Source organism: Flagellimonas profundi (assembly GCF_017313275.1).
GTDB lineage: Bacteria > Bacteroidota > Bacteroidia > Flavobacteriales > Flavobacteriaceae > Flagellimonas > Flagellimonas profundi.
Genome location: NZ_JAFLNM010000001.1, coordinates 1,668,716 through 1,686,019 on the forward strand (window position 1 = coordinate 1,668,716; position 17,304 = coordinate 1,686,019).

Genomic DNA, 17,304 nt, shown 5'->3' on the forward strand with positions numbered 1-17,304 from the left:
ACTGGACACCCCCTATCCATTTTACTCGGTGCTATTCTTATCACCACCACCCAAGAGCAGGATCTCACTGGCCACCACTTCGGTCACATACTTTTTAGTACCCTCTTTGTCCTCATAGGATCGGGAGGTCAATTTCCCTTCGATGGCAACTTCTTTTCCTTTAGTCACGAAGCCTTCGATGATGTCGGCCAATTTCCCCCATGCGATGATGGTGTGCCATTCGGTATTGGTCACCCGTTCCCCTTCGGAGTTCTTGTAATGTTCGTTGGTGGCCATGGTGAACCGTGCCACACGTTTGCCTTTGTCAAGGTCTGTGATGGTAGGGTCTTGCCCCACGTTTCCAATAAGTTGCACTTTGTTTCTCAATGTACTCATGATAAAAAGTTTTAAAGGCCTGCCGTCTTCCAGTACGGATAAATCAGCAAACAGGGTTAAAAATTTCCCCCCTCTTTTTTTGGTCATTGTTTCCCAAATTTTAAGGGGCGTTTGTTTGCTTCTTACGTGCGTAGCACAATAAAAGAAGGGGGTTCTGTCAAGGCTTTTGGACAGAAATCGGGAGGCTCCGCGACGTAGTAAAATCCAAGGATTTTCAAGGAAGTGGAAACCCTATTTATGGACAAAACCTGCCTTGGCCTTGACAGGTTCGATGAGGGCCCTAGGAATTCCATCCGACCCATTGGCAAGGGAGCGTACGGGAAGTTAAGCGAGTGCAGGCGATGGTGTCCTGATTGGAAGTCCTTGGGCACTGCCCTGTTTTTCGATGCCCCGAAAAACAACCAGGGCTTCTTTTATTACGGCCCCCTTAAAATTTGATGGGCGGACGGACGGATTTGCGTCTCTTCCCGCAAAGCCCCAAGAAGGGTTTGCAAAGGAAGGGCGCACAAAAAATCCGTTTGGACGACTTCCGTTTTGACCAAATGAAGTTTCATCAAACATTACGACAATAAGGGAACAAAAGTATTGGAGTTACCCTACGACCGGATTATTTTTCATCTACAGTGATAAGCATTTCGTGATTGTTCGGATAAGATTCTTTATGCCCGGAAGCTTCCATATTGTCTCATAAGTCCTGTCTCCGTTTCTCATAGATCCAGACCCCTAACCTTCCTGAAGTCCCCTCCAATACACGGACAGTTGTTTGGGTGACACAACCTGCGAAGCCTCTCATGTACAATTTTATTGAAGGTCTTGGCCAACCATGGGGCTGCCAACAACGGCTGAAATATAAGTTAGCCCAAAAATGGTTCCTCTTTGAAACTAAGTGTTCCACTTCATCCGCTGAAGTCGAACAGCATTCAATATTGCCAATAAGGCAACCCCCACATCAGCAAAAACTGCTTCCCACATCGTGGCTACGCCTCCCGCTCCAAGGATGAGCACAAATGCCTTCACGCCAAAGGCGAGCCCAATATTTTGCCAAACTATCTTTCGGGTGGAGCGTCCTATTTTAATGGCCCGTGCCATCTTGCTCGGTTGGTCGGTCTGAATGATGACATCTGCTGTTTCAATGGCCACATCACTACCCAAGCCTCCCATGGCAATGCCCACATCGCTGATGGCCAGAACGGGCGCATCATTAATACCATCGCCCATAAAGGCCACTTTGGTGTCTGATTGTTTTTTGAGTTCTTCGACTTCGCCGAGCTTATCTTCTGGTAATAGGCCGCCCTTTGCCCAATCAAAGTTCAACTTTTTCGAGACTTGTTGCGTTATGGAATCTTTGTCACCCGAAAGCATTATGATTTTCGAAATCCCGGCATCCCTGATTTGTTGGATGGCTAGATGGGCATCTTCCTTGAGTTCATCTGCAATGGTAACATAGCCTGCAAATTTTTCATCAATGGCCAACATTACAATAGAATCCACAATATCATCGGTTTCTGAAGGTACATCAATGTTGTTTGAGGCCATTAGGGCTTTATTGCCCACCAGCACTGTTTTCTCATTGACCGTTCCCCTTAATCCCTTTCCTGCAACTTCCGATACATCGGTTGCCTTTATATCCGTGCCTTCGGCTTTGTATTCCAAAATTGCTTTTGCTATGGGATGGGTAGATTGTTCCTCCATGGCCATCAAGTATTTCATAAACTTGGCTTCCTCAAATTGGGCAGTCTTGATCTCCTTGATTTTAAAAACCCCTTTGGTAACGGTTCCCGTTTTGTCCATCACTACCGTGTTCACTTTGGTGATTGCTTCCAAAAAAGATGCACCTTTGAAAAGAATCCCATTTCGGGATGCCGCTCCCAGACCACCAAAATAGCCGAGCGGAATGGAAATGACCAAGGCACAGGGACAGGAAACCACTAGGAATATTAATGCGCGATAGAGCCAATCCCTAAATACATAGTCATTTAGAAAAAAGTAGGGCAAGAACGTTAATCCAATGGCAAGGAAAACCACAATGGGCGTATAAATTCTTGCAAATCTTCTAATGAACAGTTCTGTCTTTGATTTTCTGGCTGTAGCGTTTTGTACCATATCCAAGATTCGAGTGATGGAACTGTCCTTGAATTCTTTGGAGGTTTCTACATCGATAACACCCTCGAGATTAATACTTCCGGCATAGACTTTTTCGTCTCTATTTATCGTATCGGGCTTACTTTCGCCAGTAATTGCCGCCGTATTGAGGGAAGCTCTTTCGGATAAGAGAATGCCGTCCAAGGGGATTTTCTCACCCACACGTACTTGTATCCTTTCGCCAATCTCGACGGTTTGGGGATTTACGGTAACGAAATTCCCGTTACGAAGCACCAAAGCTTCGTCCGGTCGCGCATCCAAAAGGGCCTTAATATTTCCCTTTGCCCGATTGACTGCTGCATTTTGGAACAGTTCGCCCACGGCGTAAAACAACATTACGGCCACGCCCTCTGGGTATTCGCCTATGGCAAAGGCCCCTAGAGTGGCAATGGACATCAGGAAAAATTCAGTAAAGAAATCACCATGCTTTATACTGTTCCAACCTTCTCTGATGACAGGGAAACCAACAGGCAAATAGGCAAGGGTGTACCATGCGATCCTTATCCAGCCCTTGAAAAACGGGAAAGCATCAAAATAGTCCACTGCTATGCCGATGATGAGCATTACAAAACTGAAAATGGCTGGTAAATAGGTCTTGAATTTAGATACACCTTCAGGACCGTCATGGTTATGGCCACTTTCGTGTCCGTATTCGCCCTGGCGTTCCTTTGAACCTAGATCACGTAGTTTTACTTTTTTCTTTTTCATAGACGGTAAGGTCGTTATTTGTTTCATGCAACGGAAGTGCAATTATTGCCCGCTGCACTTGTCGCAGATTCCCTTAATGACCAAATTGGCATTTTCTGCCACATACCCATCAGGTAGATTGATATGGGGAATCTTATGCTCAGTGAGACAGACCGTTTCATCACAGTTATCGCAATGAAAGTGCAGGTGCAGATCTTGTTCCATTTCACAATTGCAACCTGGTTCGCACAGGGCATACTTTGAAATATTGGTGCCATCATCTATTTGGTGCACAATGCGTTTTTCCTCAAAGGTCTTCAGGGTCCGGTACAATGTGGTTCTGTCCGCTTTTGAGAAAGCGTTCTCCATATCGGTCAGGGCAATGGCCACTTCCTTTTCAGCCAAATATTTATAGATCAAAATACGCATCGCCGTTGGGCGTACACCTTTATTTTCCAATGTTTTTTCAATGTCTGTCATCATATTGTAATTTTATCAATGGCTATGTCCCGCATCCCCTTTTTTCATTTGGGCCATTAAATAGTAGGCATTGTTGTATGCAAATGTAGTATTTGGCCCAACGGAATCTACAAAATCGATGGCGACCCAATCCCCGTCATTTGGGCCTGTGTTAATTTCGACAGGTTTGAAGCTCCAGTCATTACCTTCACGCTCCGCTTTAAAAATATACTTCTTTCCCTCGTTCGAACTTATTGCACTTTCAGGCACCGCAACGGTCTCGGATTTTTGGATTTCAATCCGTCCTTCAACATACATCCCTGGAATCAGCTGCCCTTCCTTGTTCTCGATTTCAGCATGGACGTGTATCGCTTTGGGATTTTGCTCGAAAGTTTTCCCTACGGAATAAATTTTCGCAGTAAGTTCCTTTCCGGGAATGGATTGTACATTGAAGGATACTTGCTGCTCTACCTTTACTTTGTACACATCCTTTTCAAACACCATTAAATCGGCATGGACGTGATGGGTGTCAACGATTTCAAATAGGTCGGTCTGCGGTTCTACATACTGTCCGGTCTTCACCGCTACGTTTTGGACAAATCCCTCAATGGGACTTCGCAATGCCACCCGTTGGTAAATCGTACCGTTTCTCACCCCGGACGCACCAATGTTCAATTGTTGCAACTGTGCTTCCAATCCCTTTGCCAGGCTTTGGGATGCCCGGTATTCCGCTTCGGCCTTTTGAAAGTTGGTCCCGCTGCCCACCCCGGCATCATACAGGTTTTTTTGTCTTTCAAATTCCTTTTGCAGAAACTGGCTGTTACTGTAGGCGTTCAGGTAATCGGTCTGTTTCTGGATGATATTGGGGTGGGACAAATAGGCGACCGTTTGTCCCTTTTTTACTTTGTCGCCTTCAATGACCTCTATGGACACCACATTGGCACCCACGACCGTCGTAATGGTCGCTTCATTCTGAGGTGGGACCTCCAGTTGGCCATTGGCTTCCACATACTGCTTCATAACACGTTGGGCAACGGTATCGATTCTCATGTTAAGATTCCGGCACTGCGCCTCCGTAAGCATGGCTTCTTTGGCTTCACTTTCTTTGTGCATTTCGCCCATTTCAGGTTTTTTTTGCTTTGCTTCCTCAGTATCGGCTTTGGAATTCCCACAGGAAGCAAGTACCAAGAGCATCGTCACAAGCCCAATAACGTTATGTTTAAAAAGATTGTTCATTTGTCTATTGTTTAAAATATTGTAATTCAAATACTGATTCTAGATAGTTGTCAAGGGCGTCAAGTGCATCCATTTCCGTGTTTATGGCATCCCGAATAATCTGTGTGAACGCTGCATAGTCCACCGCACCCTCCGCGTAGGCCAACAATGCTCCCCTGCGCTGCTCTTGGGCAAGTGGCAAGGCCTTGTCCCTATAAAATTGCCACGATGCGCTCCATTTCCGATAGGCTTGCACCGCCTGCCGATATTCGGATTGCAGCTGGCGTTTGGTATAATCCGCATTGGTCTTTGCAATTTCACTTTCAATTTTGGCGGCCTTGGCTTGACTACGCTGTCCACCTGAAAACAAAGGAACCGAAATGCCAGCTTGATAGGTATAGAACCCGCTATCACCATTGACCTGTTGCAGTCCGCCCTGAAGGTTGAATTTAGGCAGCAGGTCGGCACGTGCCACATCGTATGTCGCCTCGGCCTCCTCGATGCGCCTTTGTGAAAGTTCCAGCTCTGGATGTTTTCCTAAATCCCCGTCCCATCCCAAAACCGTTACCGCACTTTCATCAAGCTTTTCTGGAACGGAATAGTAGATGTCCGAAACCAACCAAAGATTGAGCTTTTGCAGGGCGATGGCATAATCACTTTCGGCCTGTTGCAGTTGATTGTTGATTTGTAAGGCCTGATTTGTAGCCGATGAATATTCCAGCCGGGAAATGGCCTCTACCTTGAAGTTGAGTTCTATTGCTTTTTTAAACTGTGAATAAATGGAATCCAGTTCACGGTACAGTTCAAATTTCTGTCGTTGTCGATAGGCTTCTGACCAAGCCTTTTTGACCTCCTGTTCCACTTGCAGTTCGGAAAGGTCAAGAGCTGTCTCGGCCAAAGCGATGCGTTGTCTCTGCAAACGCCTTTTTGCACTGATGCCCAACAGGTCGATATTCTGTTGTCCAACCCCAACCAAGGTATAAATTCCTTGTCCGTCCGCAATTTCTTCGCCACCTGTGAAGACTTGGGTATTGCCAAGGTCGTAGGCCGTTCCTTTAAGGGCGGTTTGTTTTTGGACTTCCCATTGTTTTGTTTTCAACAACGGATAGTTTTTCTTGGAAACTTCCACCGCCTCTTCCAATGAAATAGCGGGCAGTGAATCTTTAGGCTGGATCTGCCGTGCATTTTCAAAACCTTCTTGCGCATGCATTTTGGCAGGCAGTGCGGTGGCGAACAAAAGAAGGACCATGACCACAGGGGTAACCCATTTCGGGTCGGGTTTACTCATCCGTTCCGAACGTCCCTCGACCCATTGGTAAAAGATGGGTAGGATAAAGAGGGTCAAGAGGGTCGAAGTTATCAAGCCACCAATGACCACGGTGGCCAAAGGTCGCTGTACCTCTGCCCCGGCCGAAGCCGAAACGGCCATGGGAAGAAACCCTAAAATATCCGTAAAGGCCGTGAGCATAATGGGACGAATCCGTCTTTTGGTGCCTTCTATAATTCTACCTTTAAGATTGGTCACGCCTTCTTCCTTCAGTTCATTGAGACCACTTATCATGACGAGTCCGTTCAGAACGGCCACGCCAAAAAGCACGATAAAGCCGACCCCCGCGGAAATACTAAAGGGCATATCCCTTAACCACAGGGCGAACACACCGCCAATGGTGGCCATCGGGATGGCGAGGTAGATCATCAAGGTCTGTGGAAAGGACTTTAGCGCAAAATAAATCAATATGAAAATCAGGAACAAGGCAATAGGGACCACAGTTTGCAATCTATTGCTGGCGCGTTCCAGATTTTCGAAAGCACCACCATACCGAATGTAATATCCTGTGGGCAGGTCAAACTGGGCATCCAATTTTTCTTGGATATCCTCTACAACGGATTTTACATCACGGTCGCGAATATTGATGCCCACATAGGTCCGCCTATTGGTATTGTCACGGCTTATCTGCATCGGGCCGGGTTCATAACTTACCTCGGCAATTTCCCGTAATGGGATTTGCGAACCATTGGGCAGGTTGATGAACAGGTTCTGGATGTCCTCGATGCCTTGCCGGTTTTCCTTTTGAAGTCTTACGACCAGGTCAAACCGTTTTTCACCCTCGAAGATTACGCCCGCCTTTCCTCCTGCAAAGGCGGCCTGTACCACTTTATTGAGCTGTTCGATCTTTAGACCGTACTGTGCCAATTTATTGCGATTATAGTCAATGGTGATTTGTGGCAGGCCGTCCGTGGCCTCAACTTTCATATCTGCCACACCGGGAACGGTGGCAATGATTTCCCCCATTTCCTCGGCCTTGCTTGCCAATATGCCGAGGTCTTCCCCGAACAATTTAATGGCCACATCCTCACGAACACCCGTAAGCAATTCGTTGAAGCGCATTTCTATAGGTTGGGTAAACTCAAAATTCACACCGGGAACGATACTGATGGCCTCCTTCATTTTTTCCACCAATTCATCCTTGCTTTCTGCAGATGTCCATTCATCCGTTGGTTTGAGGATAACGAAGACATCGGCGATATCCATGGGCATCGGGTCCGTTGGTACATCGGCGACACCGATACGGCTGAGAACGGTTTCCGCTTCGGGAAATTCGGCCTTCACGATACGTTCAATCTTTGTCGTGGTTTCGATGGTTTCCGACAGGGAACTGCCGGGTTTCAAGATCGCGTGAAAGGCAATATCACCTTCGTCCAATTGCGGGATAAACTCACCACCCATTCTCGTAAAGGCGAAAATGGCAATGGCAAAAAGGCCAAGGGCAATGCTTACGACCACTTTGGCCTTGGAAAGTGATTTGGTCAACAACGGTTCATATTTCTGCTCAATCCAATGCACGAACCTATCGCCATAGGATTGTTTTTTGGATTTTGGCGGCCGTAGGAACAATGCCGAAACCATGGGCACATAGGTAAGACACAATAGCATGGCCCCGATCATGGCGAAAATGAAGGTGAGGGCCATGGGCCGGAACATTTTCCCTTCGACGCCCTCCAAGGCCAAAATGGGCAGGAACACGATCAGAATGATCAGCTGGCCAAAGAAAGCGGCGTTCATCATTTTTTTGGAGGCCTTGGCGGCGATGTCATCCCGTGTTTCCGCACTAACGCCATTCTTTTTGACCACATAGGAGTACATTAAAAAAACGGTGCCCTCTACGATGATCACCGCACCATCCACAATGATTCCAAAATCGATTGCCCCCAAGCTCATCAAGTTTGCCCATACGTCAAAAACATTCATCAGAATAAAGGCAAACAATAGGGATAAGGGTATGGTCGAAGCCACAATGAGTCCGCCACGCCAATTTCCCAACAACAAGACCAACACGAAGATCACGATAAGCCCACCTTCCAAAAGGTTCCCCGTTACCGTGCCTGTTGTCTCGGCAATCAATTCGCTACGGTCAAGGAAAGGTTTGATGGACACTCCTTCAGGAAGGGACCGTTGTATCTGTTCCACACGTTGGGTCACGTTCTCGATCACCTCGTTGGAATTTGCCCCTTTGAGCATCAAGATCATTCCGCCCACGGCTTCACCCTTTCCATCTTTGGTAAGCGCACCATAGCGTACCGCACTTCCCATGCTTACCTTACCTATATCCTTCACTTTGATGGGAATGCCATTAACGGCCTTGACCACCATGTTTTCAATATCCGATATGGTCCTGGCCAGCCCTTCACCACGAATGAAGTTGGCTTGGTGGTTACGCTCGATGTAGGCCCCACCTGTATTCTGGTTGTTGTTCTCTAGGGCCGAGAACACTTCTGTAATGGTAATACCAATGGCGCGAAGTTCGTCCGGGTCAACCGCCACTTCGTATTGCTTTTTGTTTCCGCCAAAGGCGTTTACCTCGACCACGCCGGGTACCATGGCCATCTGTCTCCGTACAATCCAGTCCTGCATCGTTCGCAGTTCCGTTGCCGAATATTCACCTTGATGTTCATCATCTACTTCAAGGGTATATTGGTAGATTTCGCCCAATCCCGTTGAAATTGGCCCCATAACGGGTTTGCCAAAGCCAGAAGGGATCTGTTCCTGAACCTCGGGCAGTTTTTCGGCTACAAGTTGTCTGGGCAAATAAGTGCCCACCTCATCGTCAAATACAATGGTCACCACAGAAAGCCCAAAACGGGAAACAGAGCGGATTTCCTTGACATTGGGCAGGTTGCTCATCGCAACTTCCACGGGATAGGTCACGAATTGTTCAATATCCTCTGTTCCCAGATTAGGTGATTGGGTGATGACCTGTACTTGATTATTGGTGATATCCGGTACGGCATCGATGGGAACTTGGGTCATGCTATAAACGCCCGCACCAATCAATGCGAGGGTCAGCAGACCTATAATAAATTTGTTATTGATTGAAAAATCAATGATTCTGTTGATCATATAAAATGTGTCTTAATTCAGTTGAACCAATGCAATAGGGTTGCAAGTATGAGGGAACAGGTCTTTGAAAAGTTCAAAGTCCATAAACCTCATAATCGGATATAGCTATCCTGTAAAACTGAATTAAACCTGTGGAGGTTGAAATAGTGGGTCGGTAAATTCCTTGCCCAATCCTTCAAAATGGGTGAAATCATCTTCAAGGTAAGTCTCTTGAAGCGGCTGGAATCGAGCTATACCAAAATCCACCGTGTGCACATGGCAGCAATGGCAGTGGCAAAATGGTGAGCATAGTTCACAATTCTCGCTGTGTTCACCATCAAATTGAACCAGATAAACACCTTGGGAGTCTTCTGTTACGTTACCCGCATCACTGCAAGGAACCACATTGAGTGCCAACACGTAGATGGATAATATGACGGTAAAAAATTTCACTTTGCAAAGATAACAGAACTTTGGTGCAACTGCATTGCAAAATCCGGAAAGGACCTATTGAAGATTTAGTGTATGGAAACAAGAGCATTCCATTTCAAATTTCAAGGGATGATCAAATGGGGCAATCCGGACCATCCAAAATTCAAGACAGGAAATTTCCAATCCATACCGACCCCAAAAAGGCTATGGTCTTTACCAGAGTACGTCCCTATCCCAATTCGTCTGGAAAAAATCAAAGTATCCAAGACCGCTCATGATAACCGAAAAAATAAATCACTGCTGGAACAAGCCACTACAACTGCCATGGATCACGAAACAAAGTACAGTTGGCAAGTGGAACAAGCAAACGTTCATTGTAATGGACAAGCTGTCCAACTGACCGTAATAAACGGTCTTAATCATAGTACAAAATGGTGGCCTATAAGATTTAATTTATGTAGTGGGCAGTACTAAAGGCCACGTCGGATGTATAAAAGTCCTATTCAAACGGGGCAAGTTGACCTGTAATGGGATGCTTCCTTGAAGGATAAGCCAGTCGTTCCATAAACCGGTCATAAAAAAACACAATTTACTTAAGCATTTGCTTATATAATGATATAACCTTATCTTTAATAAAATTTTTATCATGGCCCTTGAATTAAGTTGCACCCGCGCCGAGGCGGACCAAAAGCAGTTGATGCGCTGTCGCGAGACACTACGGATGAGTTCGAATTCAATCAACACTATTGGTAAGGTACTGGCCCTAGCAGGAAATGAGACCAGATTGAAGATTCTTTTCCTGCTGAACAAGGAAGGTGAGCTCTGCCCTTGTGATTTTTCAGATATACTGGAAATGACCGTACCCGCAATTTCGCAGCATATCCGTAAGATGAAGGATGCTGGTCTAATTACCTCCAGACGGGAAGGTCAAACCTTGTATTACTCACTGGTAAAAGGCCAAAGCGAGGTGTTGGAAGGCATATTCAGCAGGCTTCAGGAAAACAAAAAAGTTGCATAGAATGAACATAGAAAGATCATCATATTCAGCAATGTTCACTGGAGTTTTTACAGCGATCGCAGCCTCATTATGCTGCATCACACCTGTGCTTGCATTGATTGCGGGCACCAGCGGAATGGCATCTACCTTTGCATGGCTGGAAGCTTTCAGACCATTTTTTATAGGCCTGACCGTATTGGTACTTGGATTTGCCTGGTACCAGAAGCTAAAGTCAAAATCGCAGCAAGAAATTGATTGTGCCTGTGAAAATGATGTAAAACCTTCCTTTCTACAATCAAAAAGGTTCCTGCTATTTGTTACCCTCTTTGCGGGACTGATGCTGGCATTTCCATATTTCTCAGGGCTTTTTTATGCCCAACCGACCAAGGAAATCATATATGTGCAGCAGGACAACATGGTAGATATAACCTTTACAGTGGAAGGAATGACCTGTTCCGGCTGCGAAAACCACATTGAGAGCGAGGTCAACAAATTGGACGGTATCGTTTCAGTAAAAGCAAGCTATGAAAAAAGCAATACTACAGTTAAATATGACCGTACCAAAGTTACGGAGCAACGAATCATAAAGGCCATCAACAATACGGGCTATAACGTTTCCGAATAATATGGATACAAAAATATTATCTACCATTACCTGTCCCAAATGTGGGTACCAAGAAGAGGAAGAAATGCCAACCGATGCTTGCCAGTACTTTTATGAATGTAAAAACTGTCACGAAGTAATTCGACCTAAAGAAGGCGATTGCTGTGTTTTTTGTTCCTATGGCTCTGTCGCCTGTCCACCCATACAGAATAAATCTTCCTGTTGTTGACGAGAATAGTGGTAGACCACCCTTTTCACAACCATATATTGCAGATAAAATATAAATTATGATACCAAAAGATTTAAGCCAGGACATCAAAACGAGACTTCAAAGCATCAATGGACAGGTAAACGGTTTGGTCAGGTTATTGGACGAAAGTTCCGACCCCGAGAAGATTTTGGTACAGTTCAAAGCAGTGAAGAACGCCTTGGACAAGGCACATCACCTGCTCCTCGATGAGACCTATCGAAAGACCCTCGCCATCAAGATATCCGAGACTGTCGAGGCCTGTCCAGGAAATTGCGGCAATGAAGAACGTATCGAATTTATACGAAAGCAATTTCCAGATTTGGAATTGGACAGCCTAACGGAAAAGATGAAGGAGATAGATGCGCTCAAGGCCAAACTCGAAAACCACAAAAATGCCTGACCTCCCCATAATCAGAACCGATTTGATGGCCTGCACGATGCGGGCTTTTTTTTTGAAATTTTATTTGGAGACCACCCTACCCATCATTCTACCTTTGATGCATTGTTTGAATTCCATGTCGCGTACAGGAAATTTTAAACTATTTAAAAAACAGAAACATGAAACGTCAAGTAGAAGTATTTACGGCCAATTGTCCGGTCTGTGACCCCGTGGTCAAAAAGATAAAGGAACTGGCCTGCGATACATGTGAGGTAACGACCTATGATCTGGTCAGGCTGTGTGAGGACAAGACCTGTCTTGATAAGTTGGAGAAATACGGCATCAAGAAAGTGCCTGCTGTGGTCGTGAACGGTGAGCTCTTGGAGTGCTGTAAGAATTCGGCCATTACCGAAATGGAATTGGTGGAAGCAGGAATTGGCAGTCATAATTGAAAAGTGTTTGCATATGATTTGTAGAATATTCCTGAACATTCGCTATGTCAAATTGATATTGCTATTGGCCATATCAGGATCGGTGATGGCCCAGGGCCACGGCCCCCTCTATGGGCTACAGACACCGACCCTTGCAAAAGGCGGGGTGGATTTGAACGTGGCCGGGATGAGCCTAGGCACAGAAACCGAAACCTCCTATATGTTGCGCTACCTATTTTCCTATGGCATTACAGAAGATCTACAGGTAAACCTTACCACGCCCACAATGATAGAACGGTTGGGCGAGACGCCAAGGACACGGGGCAATAGCAATATGCCCGCCAATGGGGATATCGAGGCTTCCCTTTGGTACCGTTTTTTCTCGAACGCCTTTGGTGTGGGAAAGCGGTTTGAGTCCACTGCCATCGTGGGTGTTTCCGCTCCTACCGATAATGTCAGGGGACAGGTCAATGTCGGCAACGCTATACATGCGGCCATTTCCACGGGCTATGCCTCACGCACTTGGTATGCATGGATCGGTGGCGGTTACCAATATTATTTTGAAAGAGATGACGAACGATTGGGCGACCTGCCCTATGCGAGTGCCGTTGTGGGGTACCGGCCCAATATCTTTATGGGGGATTACCCAAAACCCGATTGGCGCATCTTTATCGAATCATTGGCCGAATTCCCTGGAGGCAATAAAATTGATGGACAACTGGATTTTAGCGATACGCGCAGTACAAAGGTTTTGGTGGGACCTTCTTTCCTAGGACTTTACGGTGCTTGGGGCATATCCTTTGGTGCGATGGTTCCAGTAGTACAGGATTTGACACTCGGTACGGTAAAAGAAAGGTATCGGATTGCCGTAAATTTAAGTTATTGGTTGTAAACACAGTATAAATTAAAAAGCACATATAATGAAAAACATCAAAATGATGGCCCTGATCGGTATTCTTGGAATAGGCACGATAAGCGGCCAAATCGCCAGGGTTGACCAAGAAGTCTATGGAATGGACTGCGCGCCCTGTGCCTATGGATTGGAACGCGGGTTGAAAAAGATGGACGGGCTTCAGGAGGTTCGCGTCAGCCTGAACGATGGAAAAGCGTATTTGGGATTGGCCGAAAAGAATGACCTTACCTTACGTAGCATTCAGGAAGAGGTCAAAAAGAACGGTTTTTCGGCAAAGAAAGCCAAAGTGGTACTCATGGGGAACTTGAATAAAGTAGATGGCCAATGGTACATCGAGACCGATAACGAACGGTTTGCGGTATCGCAGGATACATCTGTCGAATTGGTTCAAAAATTGGCGGTGGGCAGGACAACGCTAAGTGGCACGGTACAGGATGAAGATGATGATAATCTCTCGGACCAATGGGAGATCATACTGTCCAAAATAGAATAGGCCTTATGAAAGTAATTCTCAAAATGGTATTGGGCACCAGCTTGGTAGCGGCCCTTCTTCCGGTAATGTGCTGTTTGGCCCCGACCTTGCTGTCAATCGTGGCGGGACTGGGTTTCTTGGGCGGGAATTTTGAATGGGTGCATCCCGTGCAGCCCTATCTGACCACTATTTCGGCAGGAACGCTTGGGTTCGCCCATTTTAAAAACATCAAAAATGAAAGGAAATGTGGGAATGCAGGTCCTTGTCAAAACCATGGACAAAAGCACCACATTAATTCGTGGACGCTTTGGACCGTTACATTTCTGGTTTTAATACTTACGATAGTAAACTATGGATATGAATATTAGACCCGCACATATTATTCAGGTTGTTTTTTTACTGTCCCTTATGTCAAGTTGTGAGCAGCCCGAGAAACAATGGCAGTTCGAACGAAAGATCATGCTGCCCGAGGAAGCCCGACCCTTGGCTTTGGCCAAAGATGGTGATGCGATATGGTTTTCCGACCCTGATTATTTTAGGCTTTACAAGATCGACCGGGACGGAGAGCTGTTGGATTCGATTACTGGTATCCAGCGACCAATGAACATCCATATTGACAATGGCACCCTGTTTATTCCCGAATTTTTGACGGACACCATCTGGCAATATAGAGATGACAAAAGATGGCCTTTGAAACTATCCAAAAGACCACAGGCCCCAGCAGGGGTTTCCATTTACGGAGATACAGTTCTTGTAGCCGATTTTTATAACCACCGAATCATCGTACAGACACCGAATGAATGCTTCACTATTGGCAGGCAGGGGCACAAAGATGGGGAGCTGTACTATCCGATAGACGTAAAGATGAAGGATAACAGGATATATGTGGCCGATGCCTACAACAGCAGAATACAGGTCTTCGGGTTCGATGGAACACACCTAAAAACCATTGGTGGAAATGAAAGAATGAACGTCGCTTCAGGTATTGCAATGGGGGAAAGGGAGTTGGCAATTACCGACCAAGAAAATGGCCGGGTGTTGATTTACAGCTTTGATGGATCATTGCGGCAAGTCTTGACCGAAAGCATCAAGTATCCAACGGATGTGCAATTCGACGGGGAATACCTATACAGCACGAATTTTAAGGAGAACGCAATTTTAATCTGGTCCAGAAAATAGTGAGGGACATTGGACAATTCACTTGTTCCTTAAAAAGTTCGCTTTACAAAACGACCATCCTTTAAACTGAACGGGAAACCGATTAAGCCATTACTGAAAACAAGATTCCCAGAATCATGTTTTTGTCCCAAATTTCAAGGTTCACTTTCCCGCTTGTTGTTTGAACAATCCAATCGAAAAACGTAAATGATCGAACCTTCATTGATTTAAAATATCAGAACCATTGTTCTACGTATACAGACCAGGACCCTTGACCTCTTTAATCAAAAAAATCCAATGTGTTTCTAAGTATGCCGTATCATCTGTGAGCCCTATCGTAGGGAGTCCGAACCATCATTCCATGAAGTCGGCATTGTATTGGGCCTGTTTGACCCAAGTAGGGTTTGACGTATGCCAATTGTTATATTACTGAAACAAATAATAAATCCTTAAATCTTAATTTTTATGAAGACCCTTTTGAAAAACTTGGGAATTATCTTTGGAACAATGCTTTTGATAGTATCCTGTAGTGACAACAATGAGAATGACAATGTAGAGAAGGAATCTTATCAAACAACCCTTAAAATGACCGATGCACCCATTGACAATGCGAACGTGGAAGCGGTGTTCATCACGGTCTCCGATGTAAAGGTGGATGGGAACTCCATTGAGGGATTCTCCAAGACCACTTTTGACCTTTCGGCCTTGGTCAACGGCCAGACGAAGACCTTGGGCAATCTCCAAATGGAGGCAGGGACCTATTCCAACATTGAATTGGTCCTGGACTATGCCAATGACATGAACGGCAACAGTCCCGGGTGTTATGTGGAAATGGCCGATGGGACCAAGGACAGGATAGAGGCCTCTTCCAATACTGTGGACATCACGGATGCCTTTGAGGTCTTTGCCACCAATACCAATGAGATCATCATCGATTTCGACCTGCGCAAGACCATAAAGGAAGAACAGGGGACCTTGGAATCGGACTTTGATTTCGTGACGCTTTCAGAGCTTTCCGCAGGTATTCGGACCGTAAACAAAGAAGCGACGGGAGAGATTTCGGGTACGGTCAACGATTCCCAAGATACGTCCGATAAAATTGTGGTGTATGCCTATGAAAAGGGCACATACAATGCCGAAGTGGAGACCCAGGGCCAGGGTGAGAGCAGTATCAGGTTCGCCAATGCCGTGACCAGTGCTGAAGTGGGCGGAATCAACAACTCCTATAGCCTTAACTTTTTGGCCGAAGGGGAGTATGAACTCATCTTTGCTTCCTATACCCAAGATGGTACTGAGTTTTATTTCAACTCACAATTGGAAGTGGAGTCCACCACAGGTCTCGACCTAGGGGCCATCAATATCACATCGGCCCTACAGTTGAGCGCCAATGTCACCGTGACCGGGACCGCTTCGCTATAGGCAATCCCATCGATTATAACAAGAAAAGCCCCAGAACGGGGCTTTTTTTATGGTCAAAGGTTTTATTTGCCACCATTGGCCTGTAAATCTGCCAAACAGGCGGCATCCAATCCTGGAATGGTGCCGCCACTGATCATATTGATGAGCCCCTCACCGGTTTCCGCTGTCCAATACATCAGACAATCCTCAGTGGTACAATGCCTTCCGTGTGGCTCATCCTGGTGCGCACTTTGCAATGGGGTACCTGCATTTACCAATCCCAATAGATGTCCAAACTCATGGTCAAGGACCGTGGTCTCCAGAACCGCAGTGCTCGGGGCCAAGGGTTGTCCGCTAAATTCCCGGATGGTATCCGCAAAGATGACAAAGGAGGTGTTCCTGTAGGCTACCCCCAATACGGAACCGTTTTCCGTGTTCTCGGAATATTCCCCATCAATAAAAAGGCCAAAAACCTTTAGGATACCCTCTTGGTTATAGGCTGTACGTATATCGTCCTCCAAGTTCCTGATATCCGTAATGGAATAAACGGCCTGCCCCGGGGATGAAATCTCTGTAAGCGCAATGGTAACCCCATCGGGTTTATGGAGCCGTTCCATCAAGAAGGACTCAAAATTGTCCAAGGTTGTTGCACTGGGCTTCAGACCTTCCACATAGAATATTTCAAGGTGCAGTGCTGGAAAACGGGAACCATCCAACAGATCTGCGGCCGAATCCCCGACGGACTTACGGTTCTGTGAAACATCCATTGTGTCGTTCAATCCATTTCCATCATCCGCTTGTCCAGAGTCGGCACTGCAGCCAAGACCCAAAATACCAAGCAATCCCATTAAACAAATGGAACAAAATCTTTTTCTTACATGTAATTCCATATTTACCCAACGGCAGATAAAAAAGGATAGTATGCCCTTGTCCCGTTTATTTTTAAACCATATTCCCAGGATTCCCGTAAACCATGACCTTTTTAATCTTGGTATTTTCAAGTTCTTCTGATGA

The 17,304-nt window shown here is 45.9% G+C and carries 19 protein-coding genes; 12 read left to right on the forward strand and 7 right to left on the reverse strand.

All coding sequences use genetic code 11. The features are described from left to right. Positions 1 to 21: 21 nt before the first annotated feature. Positions 22 to 375: a single-stranded DNA-binding protein gene (locus J0654_RS07725; RefSeq protein ID WP_207027368.1), complete on the reverse strand. Its 354-nt coding sequence runs from the start codon at positions 373 to 375 to the stop codon at positions 22 to 24. A 237-nt stretch (positions 376 to 612) separates the two neighbouring features. Between J0654_RS07725 and J0654_RS07730 the strand changes: the two genes are divergently transcribed. After that, complete coding sequence (locus J0654_RS07730; RefSeq protein ID WP_207027370.1) at positions 613 to 813, forward strand: hypothetical protein; 201 nt, start codon at positions 613 to 615, stop codon at positions 811 to 813. Between the two features lie 444 nt (positions 814 to 1,257). Here J0654_RS07730 and J0654_RS07735 read toward each other — a convergent pair whose 3' ends face one another. From J0654_RS07735 to J0654_RS07755, 5 genes are all read right to left on the reverse strand, one after another. Beyond that, on the reverse strand, positions 1,258 to 3,225 hold the full coding sequence (locus tag J0654_RS07735) for a heavy metal translocating P-type ATPase (RefSeq protein WP_207027372.1): 1,968 nt from the start codon (positions 3,223 to 3,225) through the stop codon (positions 1,258 to 1,260). A 42-nt stretch (positions 3,226 to 3,267) separates the two neighbouring features. Further along, on the reverse strand, positions 3,268 to 3,684 hold the full coding sequence (locus tag J0654_RS07740) for a Fur family transcriptional regulator (RefSeq protein WP_108246765.1): 417 nt from the start codon (positions 3,682 to 3,684) through the stop codon (positions 3,268 to 3,270). Between the two features lie 15 nt (positions 3,685 to 3,699). Further along, complete coding sequence (locus tag J0654_RS07745; protein ID WP_207027373.1) at positions 3,700 to 4,899, reverse strand: efflux RND transporter periplasmic adaptor subunit; 1,200 nt, start codon at positions 4,897 to 4,899, stop codon at positions 3,700 to 3,702. Positions 4,900 to 4,903: 4 nt separating this feature from the next. Then, entirely contained in the window at positions 4,904 to 9,277 is a 4,374-nt protein-coding gene (locus J0654_RS07750) for a CusA/CzcA family heavy metal efflux RND transporter (RefSeq protein WP_207027375.1), read from the reverse strand. 123 nt (positions 9,278 to 9,400) lie between these two features. Continuing rightward, entirely contained in the window at positions 9,401 to 9,709 is a 309-nt protein-coding gene (locus J0654_RS07755; protein ID WP_067036178.1) for a DUF6660 family protein, read from the reverse strand. 72 nt (positions 9,710 to 9,781) lie between these two features. Between J0654_RS07755 and J0654_RS07760 the strand changes: the two genes are divergently transcribed. The 11 genes from J0654_RS07760 to J0654_RS07805 all read left to right on the forward strand — a co-directional run bounded on the left by J0654_RS07760 (position 9,782) and on the right by J0654_RS07805 (position 16,311). Next, positions 9,782 to 10,162, forward strand: coding sequence for a hypothetical protein (locus tag J0654_RS07760; RefSeq protein WP_207027377.1), 381 nt, complete (start codon positions 9,782 to 9,784; stop codon positions 10,160 to 10,162). A gap of 172 nt (positions 10,163 to 10,334) precedes the next feature. Further along, positions 10,335 to 10,706, forward strand: coding sequence for an ArsR/SmtB family transcription factor (locus tag J0654_RS07765; protein ID WP_067036171.1), 372 nt, complete (start codon positions 10,335 to 10,337; stop codon positions 10,704 to 10,706). A gap of 1 nt (position 10,707) precedes the next feature. After that, positions 10,708 to 11,310, forward strand: a complete 603-nt coding sequence (merTP, locus tag J0654_RS07770) for a mercuric transport protein MerTP (RefSeq protein WP_207027379.1) — start codon at positions 10,708 to 10,710, stop codon at positions 11,308 to 11,310. Position 11,311: 1 nt separating this feature from the next. Next, positions 11,312 to 11,518: a GDCCVxC domain-containing (seleno)protein gene (locus J0654_RS18280; RefSeq protein ID WP_072882309.1), complete on the forward strand. Its 207-nt coding sequence runs from the start codon at positions 11,312 to 11,314 to the stop codon at positions 11,516 to 11,518. A gap of 58 nt (positions 11,519 to 11,576) precedes the next feature. Further along, positions 11,577 to 11,939, forward strand: coding sequence for a metal-sensing transcriptional repressor (locus tag J0654_RS07775; RefSeq protein WP_072882308.1), 363 nt, complete (start codon positions 11,577 to 11,579; stop codon positions 11,937 to 11,939). A gap of 158 nt (positions 11,940 to 12,097) precedes the next feature. Further along, complete coding sequence (locus J0654_RS07780) at positions 12,098 to 12,370, forward strand: thioredoxin family protein (protein WP_207027381.1); 273 nt, start codon at positions 12,098 to 12,100, stop codon at positions 12,368 to 12,370. A gap of 13 nt (positions 12,371 to 12,383) precedes the next feature. Continuing rightward, a complete protein-coding gene (locus J0654_RS07785) occupies positions 12,384 to 13,241 on the forward strand; it encodes a hypothetical protein (RefSeq protein ID WP_207027383.1) in 858 nt (285 codons plus the stop codon). A gap of 28 nt (positions 13,242 to 13,269) precedes the next feature. Beyond that, positions 13,270 to 13,755 (forward strand): heavy-metal-associated domain-containing protein, encoded by a 486-nt coding sequence (locus J0654_RS07790; protein WP_207027385.1) that lies wholly within the window; start codon positions 13,270 to 13,272, stop codon positions 13,753 to 13,755. Positions 13,756 to 13,760: 5 nt separating this feature from the next. Continuing rightward, on the forward strand, positions 13,761 to 14,102 hold the full coding sequence (locus J0654_RS07795; protein WP_207027387.1) for a hypothetical protein: 342 nt from the start codon (positions 13,761 to 13,763) through the stop codon (positions 14,100 to 14,102). Further along, positions 14,092 to 14,913, forward strand: coding sequence for an NHL repeat-containing protein (locus J0654_RS07800; protein WP_207027389.1), 822 nt, complete (start codon positions 14,092 to 14,094; stop codon positions 14,911 to 14,913). Before J0654_RS07795 ends, J0654_RS07800 begins: the two co-directional genes overlap by 11 nt. A 444-nt stretch (positions 14,914 to 15,357) precedes the next feature. Beyond that, entirely contained in the window at positions 15,358 to 16,311 is a 954-nt protein-coding gene (locus tag J0654_RS07805; RefSeq protein ID WP_207027391.1) for a DUF4382 domain-containing protein, read from the forward strand. A 62-nt stretch (positions 16,312 to 16,373) separates the two neighbouring features. On the opposite strand, the gene J0654_RS07810 is transcribed toward J0654_RS07805, so the two are convergent. Then, the gene (locus tag J0654_RS07810) at positions 16,374 to 17,180 is read right to left on the reverse strand and encodes a membrane metalloprotease (RefSeq protein WP_237685906.1); all 807 of its coding nucleotides are present in this window, start codon (positions 17,178 to 17,180) and stop codon (positions 16,374 to 16,376) included. Between the last annotated feature and the right edge of the window lie 124 nt (positions 17,181 to 17,304).